At 65.1% G+C, this 13,672-nt stretch carries 13 protein-coding genes; 4 read left to right on the top strand and 9 right to left on the bottom strand.

What is annotated here, in order from left to right:
• Positions 1-82 precede the first annotated feature (82 nt).
• The 5 genes from GYA94_RS05865 to glcD form a co-directional block, all read right to left on the bottom strand.
• Positions 83-421 carry a hypothetical protein gene (locus GYA94_RS05865; protein WP_033691133.1) on the bottom strand — a complete coding sequence of 113 codons (339 nt, stop codon included), beginning with the start codon at positions 419-421 and terminating at the stop codon, positions 83-85.
• Positions 422-552: 131 nt separating this feature from the next.
• Positions 553-951, bottom strand: coding sequence for a GlcG/HbpS family heme-binding protein (locus GYA94_RS05860; protein ID WP_054905076.1), 399 nt, complete (start codon positions 949-951; stop codon positions 553-555).
• Positions 944-2,179, bottom strand: coding sequence for a glycolate oxidase subunit GlcF (gene glcF, locus GYA94_RS05855; RefSeq protein ID WP_161891960.1), 1,236 nt, complete (start codon positions 2,177-2,179; stop codon positions 944-946). The genes GYA94_RS05860 and glcF overlap by 8 nt, the downstream gene beginning before the upstream one ends.
• A gap of 9 nt (positions 2,180-2,188) precedes the next feature.
• Positions 2,189-3,241 (bottom strand): glycolate oxidase subunit GlcE, encoded by a 1,053-nt coding sequence (gene glcE, locus GYA94_RS05850; protein ID WP_110678475.1) that lies wholly within the window; start codon positions 3,239-3,241, stop codon positions 2,189-2,191.
• A complete protein-coding gene (gene glcD, locus GYA94_RS05845; protein WP_110678473.1) occupies positions 3,241-4,740 on the bottom strand; it encodes a glycolate oxidase subunit GlcD in 1,500 nt (499 codons plus the stop codon). Before glcD ends, glcE begins: the two co-directional genes overlap by 1 nt.
• Positions 4,741-4,935: 195 nt before the next feature.
• On the opposite strand from glcD, the gene glcC reads away from it, so the two are divergent.
• The gene (gene glcC, locus GYA94_RS05840) at positions 4,936-5,700 is read left to right on the top strand and encodes a transcriptional regulator GlcC (protein WP_161891959.1); all 765 of its coding nucleotides are present in this window, start codon (positions 4,936-4,938) and stop codon (positions 5,698-5,700) included.
• Positions 5,701-5,760: 60 nt separating this feature from the next.
• Here the strand turns inward: glcC and GYA94_RS05835 are convergent, their stop codons facing one another.
• The gene (locus GYA94_RS05835) at positions 5,761-6,078 is read right to left on the bottom strand and encodes a DUF2388 domain-containing protein (protein ID WP_009686497.1); all 318 of its coding nucleotides are present in this window, start codon (positions 6,076-6,078) and stop codon (positions 5,761-5,763) included.
• A 189-nt stretch (positions 6,079-6,267) separates the two neighbouring features.
• On the opposite strand from GYA94_RS05835, the gene GYA94_RS05830 reads away from it, so the two are divergent.
• On the top strand, positions 6,268-6,900 hold the full coding sequence (locus GYA94_RS05830; protein ID WP_009686498.1) for a glutathione S-transferase family protein: 633 nt from the start codon (positions 6,268-6,270) through the stop codon (positions 6,898-6,900).
• A 61-nt stretch (positions 6,901-6,961) separates the two neighbouring features.
• Here GYA94_RS05830 and mrdA read toward each other — a convergent pair whose 3' ends face one another.
• Positions 6,962-8,857, bottom strand: a complete 1,896-nt coding sequence (mrdA, locus tag GYA94_RS05825; RefSeq protein WP_161891958.1) for a penicillin-binding protein 2 — start codon at positions 8,855-8,857, stop codon at positions 6,962-6,964.
• A 562-nt stretch (positions 8,858-9,419) separates the two neighbouring features.
• Here mrdA and GYA94_RS05820 point away from each other — a divergent pair.
• Both GYA94_RS05820 and GYA94_RS05815 read left to right on the top strand, forming a co-directional pair.
• Positions 9,420-10,757, top strand: coding sequence for an MFS transporter (locus tag GYA94_RS05820; RefSeq protein WP_161891957.1), 1,338 nt, complete (start codon positions 9,420-9,422; stop codon positions 10,755-10,757).
• Between the two features lie 56 nt (positions 10,758-10,813).
• Positions 10,814-11,554: a GntR family transcriptional regulator gene (locus tag GYA94_RS05815; protein ID WP_110678465.1), complete on the top strand. Its 741-nt coding sequence runs from the start codon at positions 10,814-10,816 to the stop codon at positions 11,552-11,554.
• Here GYA94_RS05815 and GYA94_RS05810 read toward each other — a convergent pair.
• Positions 11,534-12,484 (bottom strand): PDR/VanB family oxidoreductase, encoded by a 951-nt coding sequence (locus GYA94_RS05810; protein ID WP_110678463.1) that lies wholly within the window; start codon positions 12,482-12,484, stop codon positions 11,534-11,536. The two genes, GYA94_RS05815 and GYA94_RS05810, sit on opposite strands and share 21 nt — an antisense overlap.
• Before the next feature lie 12 nt (positions 12,485-12,496).
• Positions 12,497-13,564, bottom strand: coding sequence for an aromatic ring-hydroxylating dioxygenase subunit alpha (locus GYA94_RS05805; RefSeq protein ID WP_110678461.1), 1,068 nt, complete (start codon positions 13,562-13,564; stop codon positions 12,497-12,499).
• Positions 13,565-13,672: the final 108 nt, after the last annotated feature.

Raw genomic sequence — 13,672 nt, 5'->3', positions numbered from 1 at the left:
AACGGTCCGGAGCGGGGGTGCCCACAGGATAGCGGATTGGCTGCGCCGTGTGCGCCGGGCCGCGCGCCTTGCGCTACGGCTGTCAGAGCCGGGCGGTGCTGATGGTGATGTAGCCTTTGCCCGCCAGGGCAATGCGTATCTGGGTTTCGTCTGTGGCTGCCTTGCGGTTGCGTTTGATGCATACGCCGTCGATTGCCGCCGCGCGCATGTGCTCGGCAATGGCGCGCCCGTTCGGGTCGAAAAGCACCTCGCTGGCCAGCAGCTCGATGCGCTCGATCAGCAAACGGGTCTGTTCGTCTGTAGCGCAGAAGAACATCACCCCCGACAGGTGCGGGTCGTCATCAGGGTTGCTGATGTCATGGGCGAGCATTTCGCGCAGGCTGCTGCGCAGTTCGGCAATGGAGCGTGCGTACGGGTGCATGCGGCGTTTCCCCTGGCTGGTCATGCTGCGCCGATCTTGTTTTCTCAACGCTGAGGCGGCAAGTAAGACGCGTCCGAACATTTTGTAGGGGAATTCTGAGTCTGCCCGAGTGGCAACCGTCTGTGCAGCCTTCACAACGCTGCTGCGCCCGCCTTGGCCACTTGTGCGTCCTGGTCGGGCTTGACCCCCGACACGCCAATGGCACCCACCACCTGGCCCTGCACCTGCAGCGGTACACCGCCCTCCAGGCAGGTCAGCAGCGGTGCGGTGACGAACGCGGTGCGTCCGCGATTGACCATGTCTTCGTAGTCCCGGGTTTCCTTGCGCCCCAGCGCCGAGGTGCGGGCCTTTTCCATGGCAATGTAGGCACTGGCTGGCGCACAACCATCCAGGCGGTGCAGGGCCAGGGGGTGCCCGCCGTCGTCGACCACCACGATGGTCACAGGCCACTGTTCGGCCAAGGCATGCTGGCGCGCAGCCTCAAGTACACGGGTAACCTCGGCCAGGCCGATCACGGGTTTGCTATGCATGGGTGCTCTCCGGCCGCAAGGCGGCTTCGACGATTTCCACCCAGTGCCTGACGGGGGTGCGCCCTGCACCGGCGAGGTGGGTCTGGCAGCCGATGTTGGCCGTGGCGATGATGTGCGGCTTGCCGCTTTCCAGCGCGTTCAGGCGGTTGTCGCGCAGTTGCAGGGCCAGGTCCGGCTGGGTCAGCGAATAGGTGCCCGCCGACCCGCAACACAGGTGGCCATCGGGCACGGCGGTCAGGGTGAAGCCCAGGCGGGTCAGCAAAGCCTCCACCGCCCCGCCCAGTTTCAGGGCATGTTGCAGGGTGCATGGGCAGTGAAAGGCCAGGCGCTGTTCAGCGCACAGGCCCAACTGCTCGACGGGCTCGGCAGCCAGCACCTCCACCAGGTCGCGGGCCAGCGCGCTGACGCGCGCCGCCTTGGCTGCGTACTGGCGGTCCTTTGCCAGCAGGTGGCCGTAGTCGCGCACGAACGCGCCGCAGCCACTGGCCGTTTGCACGATGGCTTCGGCACCCGCCTCGATGGCGGGCCACCAGGCGTCGATGTTGCGCCTTGCACGCTGCAGGCCCTGCGCCTGGGCGTTGAGGTGGTAGTCCACGGCGCCACAGCAGCCGGCCTGGCGGATCGGCTGCACACTGATCCCCAGCCGGTCGAGCAGGCGCGTGGCAGCGGCGTTGGTATTGGGCGAGAACGCCGCCTGCACGCAGCCTTCGAGCATCAGTAACCGGCGTGCATGGCGCGGCGCCGGGCGCTCGCCGGGCGGTGTCACCGATGCCGGCAGCTTGCCCTTGAGCGTGGCCGGTAGCAGCGCTCGCAGGGCCTGGCCGCTGCGAGTCAGCGCCTTGAACAGTGCCGGGCGTGGTACCACTGCGAGCAGGCCCTGGCGCAGCAGGCGCTGGCCAAGTGGTCGCGGCACCTGCTGCTCGGCCACGGCGCGGCCAATGTCCAGCAGGTCGTGGTAGCGCACCCCGGACGGGCAGGTGGACTCGCAGCTACGGCAGCTCAGGCAACGGTCCAGGTGCAGTTGGGTGCTGGCGCTGACCGGCTCGCCTTCGAGCATCTGCTTGATCAGGTAAATGCGGCCGCGCGGGCCATCCAGTTCGTCACCCAGCAACTGGTAGGTGGGGCAGGTGGCGGTGCAGAAACCACAGTGCACACAGGCGCGCAGGATGCTTTCGGCTTCGTCGGCGCGGGGCAGGCGGCGGGCGCTTTCGCTGAGGTTGGTTTGCATGGTCTGGCCTCACAGGTCCGGGTACAGGCGGCCGGGGTTGAATACCCCCTGGGGGTCGAGCTGTTGCTTGAGCGCCTGGTGGTAGCGCATCAGCGCAGCGGGCAGTGGCGGGCTGCTGGCTGCACCGGGGGTGTAGGCGGTCGCGTGGCCGCCCACCCTGGCAACGGCCTCGCGAATGTTGTGCGCCTCCGCGTCAGACTTGAGCCAGCGCTGGGCCCCGCCCCAGTCGATCAATTGCTCGCCGGGCAATGCCAGCTCGCCGCAGGCAATGGGTACCGATAGCCGCCACAGCGGGGTGGGGCCGTTGAAAAAGGCCATGCGCTGTTCGCGCAGGTCGTTCCAGAACTGGCTGTCCAGCGCCTCACCGCCCAGCCGCAGGCGCGCCGATTGCACCGATCCCTCGCCGCCTTCCAGGCGCAGGTACAGGGCATCGCCGTGGTGGCAGGCGGCGCTGATCGGCAGCGGCTGCTGGCCCCATTCGGCCAGTTCGGCCAACGCCTCGTGGCGGCCCATCGGCAGCCGCAGGCTCAGGCACTGGCGCGGGCGTGGCAGCACCTTCAGCGACACCTCGGTCAACAACCCCAGGCAACCGAAGCTGCCCGCCATCAGGCGCGACACATCGTAGCCAGCGACATTCTTCATGACCTCGCCGCCAAAGCGCAGCAGCTTGCCGTGGCCGGTAACCACGCGTGTACCCAGTACGTAATCGCGCACCGACCCCGCCCAAGGCCGCCTGGGGCCGGACAACCCGGCCGCGACCATGCCACCCAACGTCGCATCAGGCCCCAGGTGGGGCGGTTCGCACGGCAGCATCTGGCCGGCCTGGTGCAGCGCTGCCTCGATTTCGCGCAGCGGCGTGCCAGCGCGGGCGGTCAGTACCAGTTCGGTCGGGTCATAGCTGACGATGCCCCGGTGGCGGCGGGTGTCCAGCACCTCAGCCACCACCGGGTTGCCGAGCATGGCCTTGCTGCCGCTACCCTGAATGCGCAGTGCCGTCCCTTGGTTCAGCGCCTGGTTTACCTGTTCGAGCAGGGCCTGGCTGTCGTCGTGGTCCATGCTCATCAGAAACGCTCCAGCTCGGGAAAAGGCAGTTGCCCGTGGTGCACGTGCAACGCGCCGAATTCGGCGCAGCGGTGCAAGGTGGGGATGTTCTTGCCGGGGTTGAGCAGGCCTTGTGGGTCGAACGCAGCCTTGACCGCATGGAACAAGGTGATTTCGTCGCTGTTGAACTGTGCGCACATCTGGTTGATCTTTTCCCGGCCGACCCCGTGTTCACCCGTGATGCTGCCGCCCACGGCCACGCACAGTTCGAGAATCTTGCCGCCGATGGCCTCGGCGCGCTCCAGTTCACCCGGCAGGTTGGCATCGAACAGGATCAGCGGGTGCATGTTGCCGTCGCCGGCATGGAACACATTGGCCACGCGCAGGCCGTATTCGCTGGATAAGTCGCTGATGCCTTTCAGCACGCGCGGCAGCTCGCGGCGTGGGATGGTGCCGTCCATGCAGTAGTAGTCGGGTGAAATGCGCCCCACGGCCGGGAAGGCGTTCTTGCGCCCGGCCCAGAAACGCACCCGCTCGGCCTCGTCGCAGGCCAGCCGCACGTCGCGGGCGCCGGCTTGCGCCAGCACGGCGGCGACCCGTTCGCAGTCAGCGTGCACATCGGCCTCGACACCGTCCAGCTCGCACAGCAGGATGGCCGCCGCCTCCACCGGGTAGCCCGCGTGAATGAAGTCCTCGGCGGCGCGGATCGCCAGGTTGTCCATCATCTCCAGGCCGCCGGGGATGATGCCGGCAGCAATGATCTGGGCCACGGCGCGGCCGGCATCCTCGACACTGTCGAAGCTCGCCAGCAGCACCCGTGCGACTTGCGGCTTGGGCAGCAGCTTGACGGTCACTTCGGTGACGATGCCGAGCATGCCTTCGGAACCGGTGAACAACGCCAGCAGGTCGAAGCCAGGGCAGTCGAGGGCATCGCTGCCAAGGGTCAGGCGTTCACCCTCGACGGTGAGTATTTCGACCTTGAGCAGGTTGTGCACGGTCAGGCCGTACTTCAAACAGTGCACGCCGCCGGCGTTTTCAGCCACGTTGCCGCCGATGGAGCAGGCTATTTGCGAAGAGGGGTCAGGTGCGTAGTACAGGCCATGGGGGGCTGCAGCCTGGGAAATGGCCAGGTTGCGTACCCCGGGCTGCACCCGGGCGAAGCGACCCTGCGGGTTGACCTCCAGGATGCGGTTGAAGCGCGCCATGACCAGCAGAATGCCCTTGGCCAGTGGCAGGGCGCCACCGGACAGGCCGGTACCGGCGCCGCGCGCCACCACCGGTACGCCGCGTTGATGGCACAGCTTGAGCAGCGCCTGCACCTGTTCCAGGCGTTCGGGCAGAGCGACCAGCAACGGTACGGTGCAGTAGGCCGACAGGCCGTCGCACTCGTAGGGCTTGAGGTCTTCTTCGCGGTGCAAAACGTGCAGGTCGGGCAGGGCAGCCTGCAATGCCTGCAACAGCGCCTCGCGGTCACTGCTGGGCAGCGCACCATCGACGCGTTCGTCGTAGAGAATGGTCATTGGCTCACTCGGCAACGGTTTTTATTGTTGTTGGCAAAGCGGTCACGCTTGCAGCCTGCGCGCGGTGCTAGTCTGGGTCGAGTGGGCTCGCCACTGGTCCTACCAGTTTTTCGGCTGGGTACTGGCCGTTGGTGGCGTGGCTTGGCTAGATTGCAGGCGGGTGTGCAAGTGGTCCTACCAGCAGGAGGGTGCGCAATGGCGAACGAGGGCAGGGCGAAGGTGGCCGACCAGGTGGCCGAGCGGGTCGAGCGGCTGATTGTCGAAGGCGTGCTCAAGGTGGGCCAGGCATTGCCTTCGGAGCGGCGGCTTGTCGAGAAGCTGGGGTGTTCGCGCTCTGCACTGCGTGAGGGGCTGCGGGTGCTGCGCGGGCGCGGCATCATCGACACCGAGCACGGGCGCGGCTCCTTTGTCGCCGACCTCACCGGGCAGGCGGGCCACACGCCGTTGATGCATCTGTTCAGCTCACAGCCGCGCACATTGTTCGACTTGCTGGAAGTGCGCGCCTTGCTGGAGGCCGAATCTGCCCGGCTGGCAGCTTTGCGCGCCACCGACGTGGACCGCTTGCTGATCCGCCGCCGTTATGAGGACATGCTGGCGGCACACCAGGCCGCCGAGGCCATCGATGCCCGTGAGCATGCCCGCCGCGACCACGCGTTCCATCGGGCGGTCAGCGAGGCCTCGCACAACCCGGTGCTGGTGCACACCCTGCAATCGCTGAGCGATCTGACTTTGAGCACAGTGTTCGCGTCGGTCAACAACCTGTACTGCCGGCCGGCGCAGAAACGCCAGATCGATCGCCAGCATGCACGCTTGTATCACGCGGTGATGGAGCAGTTGCCGGAACAGGCGCAGCGCGCGGCGCGCGAGCACATCAATGGCATTCGCGACAGTTTGCGGGAGATCGAACAGGAGGACCAGCGCCTGGTCAGGGCGACCATGCGTATGGATGGTTGGGGGTGAGCCAAACCTGCACCGGCCCCGGCGTGGGTAGATTCACGCAGAGGCGGGTGCAAGTCTGATTCAACGATCAGCGATGCGGTCATCCTGCGACAGAATGGCCCTGGCCAGCTCTTCGTCGTCGGCCTGGAGCCCTGGGTGGTCCTTGCGGGCCTGTTCCAGTGCGGCTTCGACATAAGCGCCGCGGATTGCACCCCCACTGGCAACGAACGCCGAAAGCTCGTCGCGGGCAGGAATGATCCGTTTGTCATCTTTGAAGGTGGAATACAGCGAAGCGGAAACACCGGCCGAGGTGGCGACGTCGCCCGCATCGACGCGGGCCAGTGCGGCACCGGCAGGCAGCAGGAGCAGCAGCGCAGGTGCGATGAGTAGGTGGCGCATGTCGTGTTCTCCAGAAGGGTGAAGCCCAAGGAATAAACCACTCAGAGGTTAAGAAAGCATCAGTGTGAAAGTAGTTCCGTTGTTCATTGGCAGAATGCATGCCCGCAGGTGGTACCGGGCATTGACCGCCTCGCGGTGCGCGTGGTCTGCTCTGCCATTCGCTCATCACAGCCACCGCAAGGTTCGCCCATGCCTGACTACAAGCTGCATTGCTTCGCCGAATCCGGCAACGCCTACAAGGCCGCGCTGATGCTGCAATTGACTGGCCAGAACTGGCAGCCGGTGTTCGTCGATTTCTTCAACGGCCAGACCCGCGAGCAAGCCTGGCGCGATGAGGTCAATGAACAGGGTGAGGTGCCGGTGCTGGAGCACGCTGGCAAGTCCTTGACCCAGTCTGCGCTGATTCTGGAGTACCTTGCGCAGCAGACCGGGCAATTCGGCCCCCGCGACGCGGACGAAAAGCGCGAAATCTGGCGCTGGATGCTGTTCGACAACCATAAGTTCACCAGCTATTACGCGGCGCTGCGTTTCCTGTTCTGCCTGAAGAACACGGGCGAAACCGACGTGACGCAGTTCTTGCGCGAGCGTGCCACCGCCGCGTACCGCATTGTCGATGCCCATCTGGCGAAGGCCCCGTTCATGGTGGGGGGGCGGTTGACCATCGCCGACCTGTCGCTGGCGGGGTATGTGTTCATGCCGGAGGACACCGGTATGGCGTTGGCCGAGTTCACCCACATCGAGGCATGGAAGGCACGCATCCAAGCCATGCCAGGGTGGAAGCACCCCTACGAGCTGATGCCTCGTACCGGTGGGCAGCACTGAGGGCACGGGGCTGCTCTGGGCTTGAAGCACGGGCCCGCTCAGCCGGCAGGCCCGCGCAGCATCAGGTATGCGGCGTAGTGCGCGGTGGCACGGCACCCGCATACTCGGGCTTCAGGTGCCCCTGTTCGTCCAGCAGGTAGGCGTCCATCACTTCACGCACCACAGGCCCGGCCACCCGGCCACCGGCTTCGCCGTTCTCGATCATCACCGCCACCACCACGGCCGGGTGGTCAGCCGGGGCAAAGCCGACGAACAGGGCATTGTCGCGGTGCCGTTCCAGTGTCTTGTCACGGTTGTAGCGTTCACCCTGCTTGATCGCCACCACCTGTGCGGTGCCGCTTTTGCCGGCAATCCGGTACTGCGCGCCGGCCGCGGCCGCACGGGCGATACCCCGCGGGTCGTGCATGACCATCTGCATGCCCTGGCTGACCTGGTCCCAGGCGTGCTTGTCATGCAGCACGATGTCGGGCATCGGGTGGGGGTCGACCGGTGCATCGCCGCCTACGGTCATGGCCAGGTGCGGGCGGTGCCACACGCCCTTGCTGGCCAGCAGGCTGGTGGCCTGGGCCAGCTGCAACGGGGTGACCTGCATGTAGCCCTGGCCGATGCCAAGGATCAGTGTTTCGCCAGGGAACCAGGCCTGGCGACGGGTGGCCCGTTTCCATTGGGCAGAAGGCATCAGGCCGGCGGCCTCTTCGAACATGTCCAGCGACACCTTCTGGCCCAGGCCGAACTCCGCCATGTAGTCGTGCAGGCGATCAATGCCCAGTTTGTGCGCCAGGTCGTAGAAGTAGGTGTCGTTGGAGCGCATGATGGCTGTGTACATGTCTACCCAGCCGTCACCGCTGCGGTTCCAGTTGCGGTACTTGTGGGCGTAGTTGGGCAGCTCGTAGTAGCCCGGGTCGAACACCCGGCTTCCGGGGGTGATCACGCCGCTGTCGAGGCCGGCGATGGCCACTTCCGGCTTCACCGTCGAGCCGGGCGCGTACAGGCCGCGCAGCACGCGGTTGAACAGGGGGCGGTCGATCGAATCGCGCAATTGTGCGTACTGCTTGAAGCTGATGCCCTTGACGAACAGGTTGGGGTCGAAGCTGGGGTTGCTGACCATGGCCAGCACGTCACCATTGGCCGGGTCCAGCACCACCACCGAGCCACGGCGGTCGCCCAGGGCCTTTTCTGCAGCGACTTGCAGGCGGGCGTCCAGCGTCAGCACGATGTCCTGCCCGGGTGTCGGGGCCTTGTGGTTGAGCACGCGCATCACCCGGCCCTGGGCGTTGGTCTCGACTTCCTCATAGCCCACATGGCCATGCAGCTGTCTTTCGTAGAAGCGCTCGATGCCGGTCTTGCCAATCGACTGGGTGCCCCGGTATTCGGTGCTGTCGACTACTTTGGCCTCCTTTTCGTTGATACGCCCCACGTAGCCAACCGAATGGGCGAAATGCGCGCCCAGCGGGTACTCGCGGATGAACTGTGGTTCGACCTCCAGGCCCGGCAGGCGGAACTGGTTGACCGCCACCAGGGCGATCTGCTCTTCGCTCAGCCCCACTATCAGGGTGACCGGCTCGAACGGCTTGCGGCCCCGGCGCAGGTCCTTGTCGAACTGCTTGCGGTCGTCCTCGTTCAGCCCCAGCACCTGGGTCAGGGTGTCGAGCACCTTGGCCGAATTGCCGCCGGTCCGCTCGCGGGTGATGGTCAGGTCGAAGCTGGGCTTGTTGTCGGCCAGCACCACGCCGTTGCGGTCGTAGATAAGCCCGCGCTCAGGGGCGATGGGCAGCACATGCACGCGGTTGTTTTCCGACACGGCACTCTGCTGGTCGTGCTGCAGCACCTGCAGCACATAGAGCCGACCCACCAGCACGGCACACAGGCTGAAGACCAGGGCGGCGCAGGCCAGAAGCCGGCGGTTGACCAGGTGCTTTTCCTTTTCGTGGTCCTTGAGGGGGATAGGTTGCGGCATTCGGGGCTCTTTTGTGCGGGTTACGCGCCGATGTGCAGGCGCGCGAACGGGCGGGGGATGCTACGCAACCCGCCCGGCAGCCTCAAGCCGGGTGGTGGCTGGCGGTAGCCTGGCTTGCGCTGTGCGCCGCATGGTCAGGGCGCTGGGGCGCTATATGAAGATTTGTTCATGGCGCCGGGTGCGATGACAGGCCTATGCGGTAATGCCGTGATCGATATGGATCCATTTACTGAATCTGTTCGATAAACGAACGCGAATTAACAGGAATCATGAATATGTAAGGTATTGATAATTAACATTTAAATTTTTGTAATTTTGGCTGATCAGACTGTCATCACCGGTCTGAGCCGTGCTTGCGATTGCCCCATGGATTGTTTGTGGATCCATTATTTGTTTGATTAGCGCCTGACATCGGCTGGAGGCCTCCAGCCTGATGCGCCGACAATTACAAGAAGGGTTCAGTCATGAAAGGCTTTTCCAGGGTATGGAACCGTCAGGGTTCCTTGCGCTTTGCCTGCGCGTGCGTTGCCGTTGTGCCACCTGCAAAGCGGCAGGTGGCGCTATGAGTAACGACCTCAAGCAGCGCCTGGACAACGACCCGATGGGGCGCTTTCAGTGCCTGGCCATCGGCATATGCATCCTGCTCAACATGATCGACGGCTTCGACGTGCTGGTCATGGCCTTTACCGCTGCCTCGGTGTCTGCGGAGTGGGACCTCAACGGGGCGCAGGTGGGCTTGCTGCTCAGTGCCGGCTTGTTTGGCATGGCGGCGGGCTCGCTGTTCATCGCACCCTGGGCTGACCGCTTCGGGCGGCGCCCGCTGATCCTGCTGTGCCTGGTGCTGTCGGGGGTCGGCATGCTGCTCTCGGCGTTGAGCCAGAGCCCGATGCAACTGGCCCTGTTGCGTGGGCTGACGGGCCTGGGCATTGGCGGCATCCTGGCCAGCAGCAACGTCATTGCCAGCGAATATGCCAGCAAACGCTGGCGCGGCCTGGCGGTCAGCCTGCAGTCCACCGGCTATGCCCTGGGGGCAACGCTGGGCGGTTTGCTGGCGGTGTGGCTGCTGGGGCAGTGGGGTTGGCGGTCGGTGTTTCTGTTCGGCGGTATCGTCACCGTCTGCGTGTTACCGCTGGTCTGGTTGTGGTTGCCGGAGTCGCTGGACTTTCTGCTGGCACGCCGGCCCGCCAACGCCCTGGTGCGGGTCAATCGCTTGGCGGTAAGGCTAGGCCACCCGGCACTGGCGCAGCTGCCAGCGCTTGCGGCCAGGGTGCCGGGCAGTGCCAGCGGTTTCCGGCAACTGTTGGCGCCGGCCATGCGCCGGACCACGCTGGTGATCTGGCTGCTGTTCTTCCTGGTCATGTTCGGTTTCTACTTCGTCATGAGCTGGACCCCGAAGCTGCTGGTGGCGGCCGGGCTGTCCGCGCAGCAAGGCATTACGGGCGGTGTTCTGTTGAGCGTGGGCGGCATCCTCGGCGCGGCGCTGATCGGCGGGCTGGCTTCGCGCTGGCCGCTTACCCGCGTGCTGGCGCTGTTCATGCTGACCACTGCGGCGCTGCTGATGCTGTTCGTGGCCAACGGGGCCTCGGCTAGCGCGGCATTGGCCCTGGGCCTGTTGATCGGGCTGTTCGCCAACGGCTGCGTGGCCGGCTTGTATGCCTTGTCGCCGGTGGTCTACGACGCATCGGTGCGCGCCACCGGCGTGGGGTGGGGCATCGGCATCGGGCGTATGGGCGCCATTGTGTCGCCCACCGTGGCGGGTGTGCTGCTCGATGGCGGCTGGCAGCCGCTGCACTTGTATGGGGTGTTTGCCAGTGTGTTCGTGCTGGCGGCGGGGTGCCTGCTACTGCTGCGCGCACCCAGGCCGGCCCCAGTGGCGGCCAGCGATGCGCTGAGCCACTGACTACTCGAGCCCGGCATGCGCTAAGATGCCGGCTCGTTTCCCTGGAAGTTGCCTGGATGAGCAAGCCCGGTCAAATGGTGCTGGTCGCGTTGCGCAAGATGATCGCCTCAGGCGAGCTGGCGGCCGGCGAGCGCCTGATGGAAGTTCCCACTGCCGAACTGTTCGGCGTTTCACGCATGCCGGTGCGCATGGCCTTTCGCACGCTCGAACAGGAAGGCCTGCTGGTCCGCTTCGGCGGCCGGGGCTTTCAAGTGCGTTCGGTGAGCGCCGATGACATTGCCGGTGCAGTCGAGGTGCGCGGTGTGCTCGAAGGCCTGGCCGCCCGCCAGGCTGCCGAGCGCGGCTTGGCCGCGCCAGCTCGTGCGGCACTGCAGCAGTGCCTGATAGAGGGCGACCAGCTGTTCGGCAAGGGCTTCGTGACCGAAGAAGACCTGCAGGCCTACCACGATCTGAACATGCGCTTTCACCAAGTGATCATCGAAGCCAGCCACAACCCGGCCATTGCCGTGGCGCTGGCGCGCAACGACCACCTGCCATTCGCCTCGGTCACGGCGCTGGCGATAGACCGCCACGACCTGGCCCGTGAATACCGGCGCTTCAACTTCGCCCACATGCAGCACCATGCCGTGTTCGATGCCCTGGTCAACCGCCAGGGTGCCCGCGCCGAAGCGATCATGCGCGAGCATGCCAATGCAACCTTGCGCTATGCCGAAACCTTCGGCGCAAACGCCTCGGGCACCGGCATGCAGGTGATCCTCCCCAGCGCGCTGGCCGCTTCAGATATCCAGCACCAGTAACGGTGTTTTCGCGCGCGAGCAGCAAGGCGTGAACTGATCGTTGAGGGCTTGTTCCTCTTCGGTCAGGAACAGGTCGCGGTGGTCTGGCGTGCCCTGCAGTACGCGGGTCAGGCACGTGCCGCAAATACCTTGCTCGCACGACATGGCGATCTCGATGCCGTTTTGCTCCAGTACCTGTACCACGGTCTGGTCGGCTGGCACCTCGAACACTTGGCCGGTGCTGTTGACCTGTACCGAGAAGCTGCCGTCGTTGCTGGCGTCCACGGGTGCGGCTGCAAAATATTCGCGGTGCAGGTTGGCCTCCTGCCAGCCCAGCTCCCTGGCGCTGCCCAGCACATGCTGCATGAACCCGCCCGGCCCGCACACATACAGGTGCACGTCAGCTTGCGGGTTGCCCAGCACCTGGCGAGCGTCCAGCGCCGTTTCCGGCTGCTGGTCAAAATGCACGAACAAGCGGTCGGCAAAGGGCGCGTTGCGGATACGCTCGACGAATGCGGCACGCTCACTGGAGCGGGCGCAGTAGTGCAGCTCGAAATCGTGGCCACTGTGGGCTAACTGCTCGGCCATGCACAGGATCGGGGTAATGCCGATGCCGCCGGCAAACAGCAGGCTGCGCCGCGCCCCATCGGCCAGCGGGAACAGGTTGCGCGGCGCACTGATCTGCAGCCGCGCGCCGACCTGCACCTGCTCGTGCAGGCTGCGTGAGCCGCCCCGCGAAGCCGGGTCATGGAGTACGCCGATCAGGTAGCGGTGGCGCTCTTGCGGGTGGTTGCACAGCGAATACTGGCGCACCAGGCCATCGGGCAGGTGCACGTCAATGTGGGCCCCGGCGCTGAATGCCGGCAGCAGGCTGCCATCTGCCGAGGCCAGCTCGAAACTGCAGATACCCTGCGCTTCATCGTTACGGGATACCACGATGGCATCGATCATGTCGGTGGCTCCTCAGGCAGGGGTGGCGCTGGTGGCGATCAGTTGCGGCTGTGCTGCACGCTCTTTGGCGATGACCCGCTCCAGCACCTTGCGCGATTGCACGCCACCGGCATCGATGTTCAGCTTCAGCAGGTTGCGCCCAGGGTTGGCCAGCAGGTTTTGTTGCTGGCGCTCGAGCATTTCCAGGTCTTCGCTGAAAATCTTGCCCTGGCCCTCGCGGATGTCGGCGGTCAGGTTCTGGTCGTGCGCGGCAAAATTGCGCGCCATGCCCCAGAAGTACCAGATCGAGGTCTCGCTTTCCGGGGTGATGAAGTCGACCACGATGCTCGCGGCCTTGTGCTGCGCTGCAGCGTGGTAGCCACCCTTGCCGGCATGTGCCACACCCACTTCGATCAGGACGTGACTGGGTGGGGTGAAGCGGCAGATCTGCCAGCGGTCCACCGGCACATCGTCGGCCAGGCCGTTGCCGCGCAGGGCCATGCGCCAGAAGGGCGGGGCCATGATGTTTTCCATGTGCCGGGCGGTGACCACCTCGTCGCCGGTGACGGTGGTGACGGGCGGGGCTTCGTCGATTTCCTTCTGGCCGATGCTGGAGGCATGCACGTAGGTTTCGTGGGTCAGGTCCATGAGGTTGTCGATCATCAGGCGATAGTCGCAGCCAATGTGGAACAGCCCTCCGCCGTAGGCCCACTCTTCATTGTCTGCCCATTCCAGGTGCGGGATAAGCGCTGGGTCGGCTTGCGCCTGGTCGCCAGGCCAGACCCAGATGAAGCCATGGCGCTCCACAACGGCAAACGCCTTGTTGCACGGAAAGCCGCGAACCCGCTGGCCAGGCATCGACACCGTCTTGCCGTCGCAGCCCATGACCAGGCCGTGATAGCCGCAGACCAGGTTGCCGTCTTCCACGTAGCCCAGGGATAACGGCGCGCCTCGGTGCGGGCAGAAGTCCTCGACAGCGGCTACACGGTTCTGCTGGCCACGGTAAAAGACGATTTTTTCGCCGCAGATCTGTCGGCCCAAGGGCTTGTCGGCAATTTCGTCAGGGGTGCAGGCAACGTACCAGGTGTTTTTCGGGTACATGAAGGCTCTCCAGGTTTTGTTTTTGTTTAATGGATCCATTAGAGCCATATGCCCGTCCGTGGTCAATCTGCATTTACGCAATTAGTAGTGCTATTTGTGCGATTATCG

Origin of the sequence: Pseudomonas juntendi, from assembly GCF_009932375.1 — a bacterium.
Classification (GTDB): Bacteria; Pseudomonadota; Gammaproteobacteria; order Pseudomonadales; family Pseudomonadaceae; genus Aquipseudomonas; species Aquipseudomonas juntendi.
The sequence above is the reverse complement of the archived record's forward strand: the minus strand, read 5'-3'. Positions and strand labels throughout refer to the sequence as shown.

Excerpts from the sequence above, each read along its gene's own strand:
- GYA94_RS05865 (WP_033691133.1), bottom strand. The coding sequence starts at position 421 with ATGCACCCGTACGCACGCTCCATTGCCGAACTGCGCAGCAGCCTGCGC.
- GYA94_RS05860 (WP_054905076.1), bottom strand. The coding sequence starts at position 951 with ATGCATAGCAAACCCGTGATCGGCCTGGCCGAGGTTACCCGTGTACTT.
- glcF (WP_161891960.1), bottom strand. The coding sequence starts at position 2,179 with ATGCAAACCAACCTCAGCGAAAGCGCCCGCCGCCTGCCCCGCGCCGAC.
- glcE (WP_110678475.1), bottom strand. The coding sequence starts at position 3,241 with ATGAGCATGGACCACGACGACAGCCAGGCCCTGCTCGAACAGGTAAAC.
- glcD (WP_110678473.1), bottom strand. The coding sequence starts at position 4,740 with ATGACCATTCTCTACGACGAACGCGTCGATGGTGCGCTGCCCAGCAGT.
- glcC (WP_161891959.1), top strand. The coding sequence starts at position 4,936 with ATGGCGAACGAGGGCAGGGCGAAGGTGGCCGACCAGGTGGCCGAGCGG.
- GYA94_RS05835 (WP_009686497.1), bottom strand. The coding sequence starts at position 6,078 with ATGCGCCACCTACTCATCGCACCTGCGCTGCTGCTCCTGCTGCCTGCC.
- GYA94_RS05830 (WP_009686498.1), top strand. The coding sequence starts at position 6,268 with ATGCCTGACTACAAGCTGCATTGCTTCGCCGAATCCGGCAACGCCTAC.
- mrdA (WP_161891958.1), bottom strand. The coding sequence starts at position 8,857 with ATGCCGCAACCTATCCCCCTCAAGGACCACGAAAAGGAAAAGCACCTG.
- GYA94_RS05820 (WP_161891957.1), top strand. The coding sequence starts at position 9,420 with ATGAGTAACGACCTCAAGCAGCGCCTGGACAACGACCCGATGGGGCGC.
- GYA94_RS05815 (WP_110678465.1), top strand. The coding sequence starts at position 10,814 with ATGAGCAAGCCCGGTCAAATGGTGCTGGTCGCGTTGCGCAAGATGATC.
- GYA94_RS05810 (WP_110678463.1), bottom strand. The coding sequence starts at position 12,484 with ATGATCGATGCCATCGTGGTATCCCGTAACGATGAAGCGCAGGGTATC.
- GYA94_RS05805 (WP_110678461.1), bottom strand. The coding sequence starts at position 13,564 with ATGTACCCGAAAAACACCTGGTACGTTGCCTGCACCCCTGACGAAATT.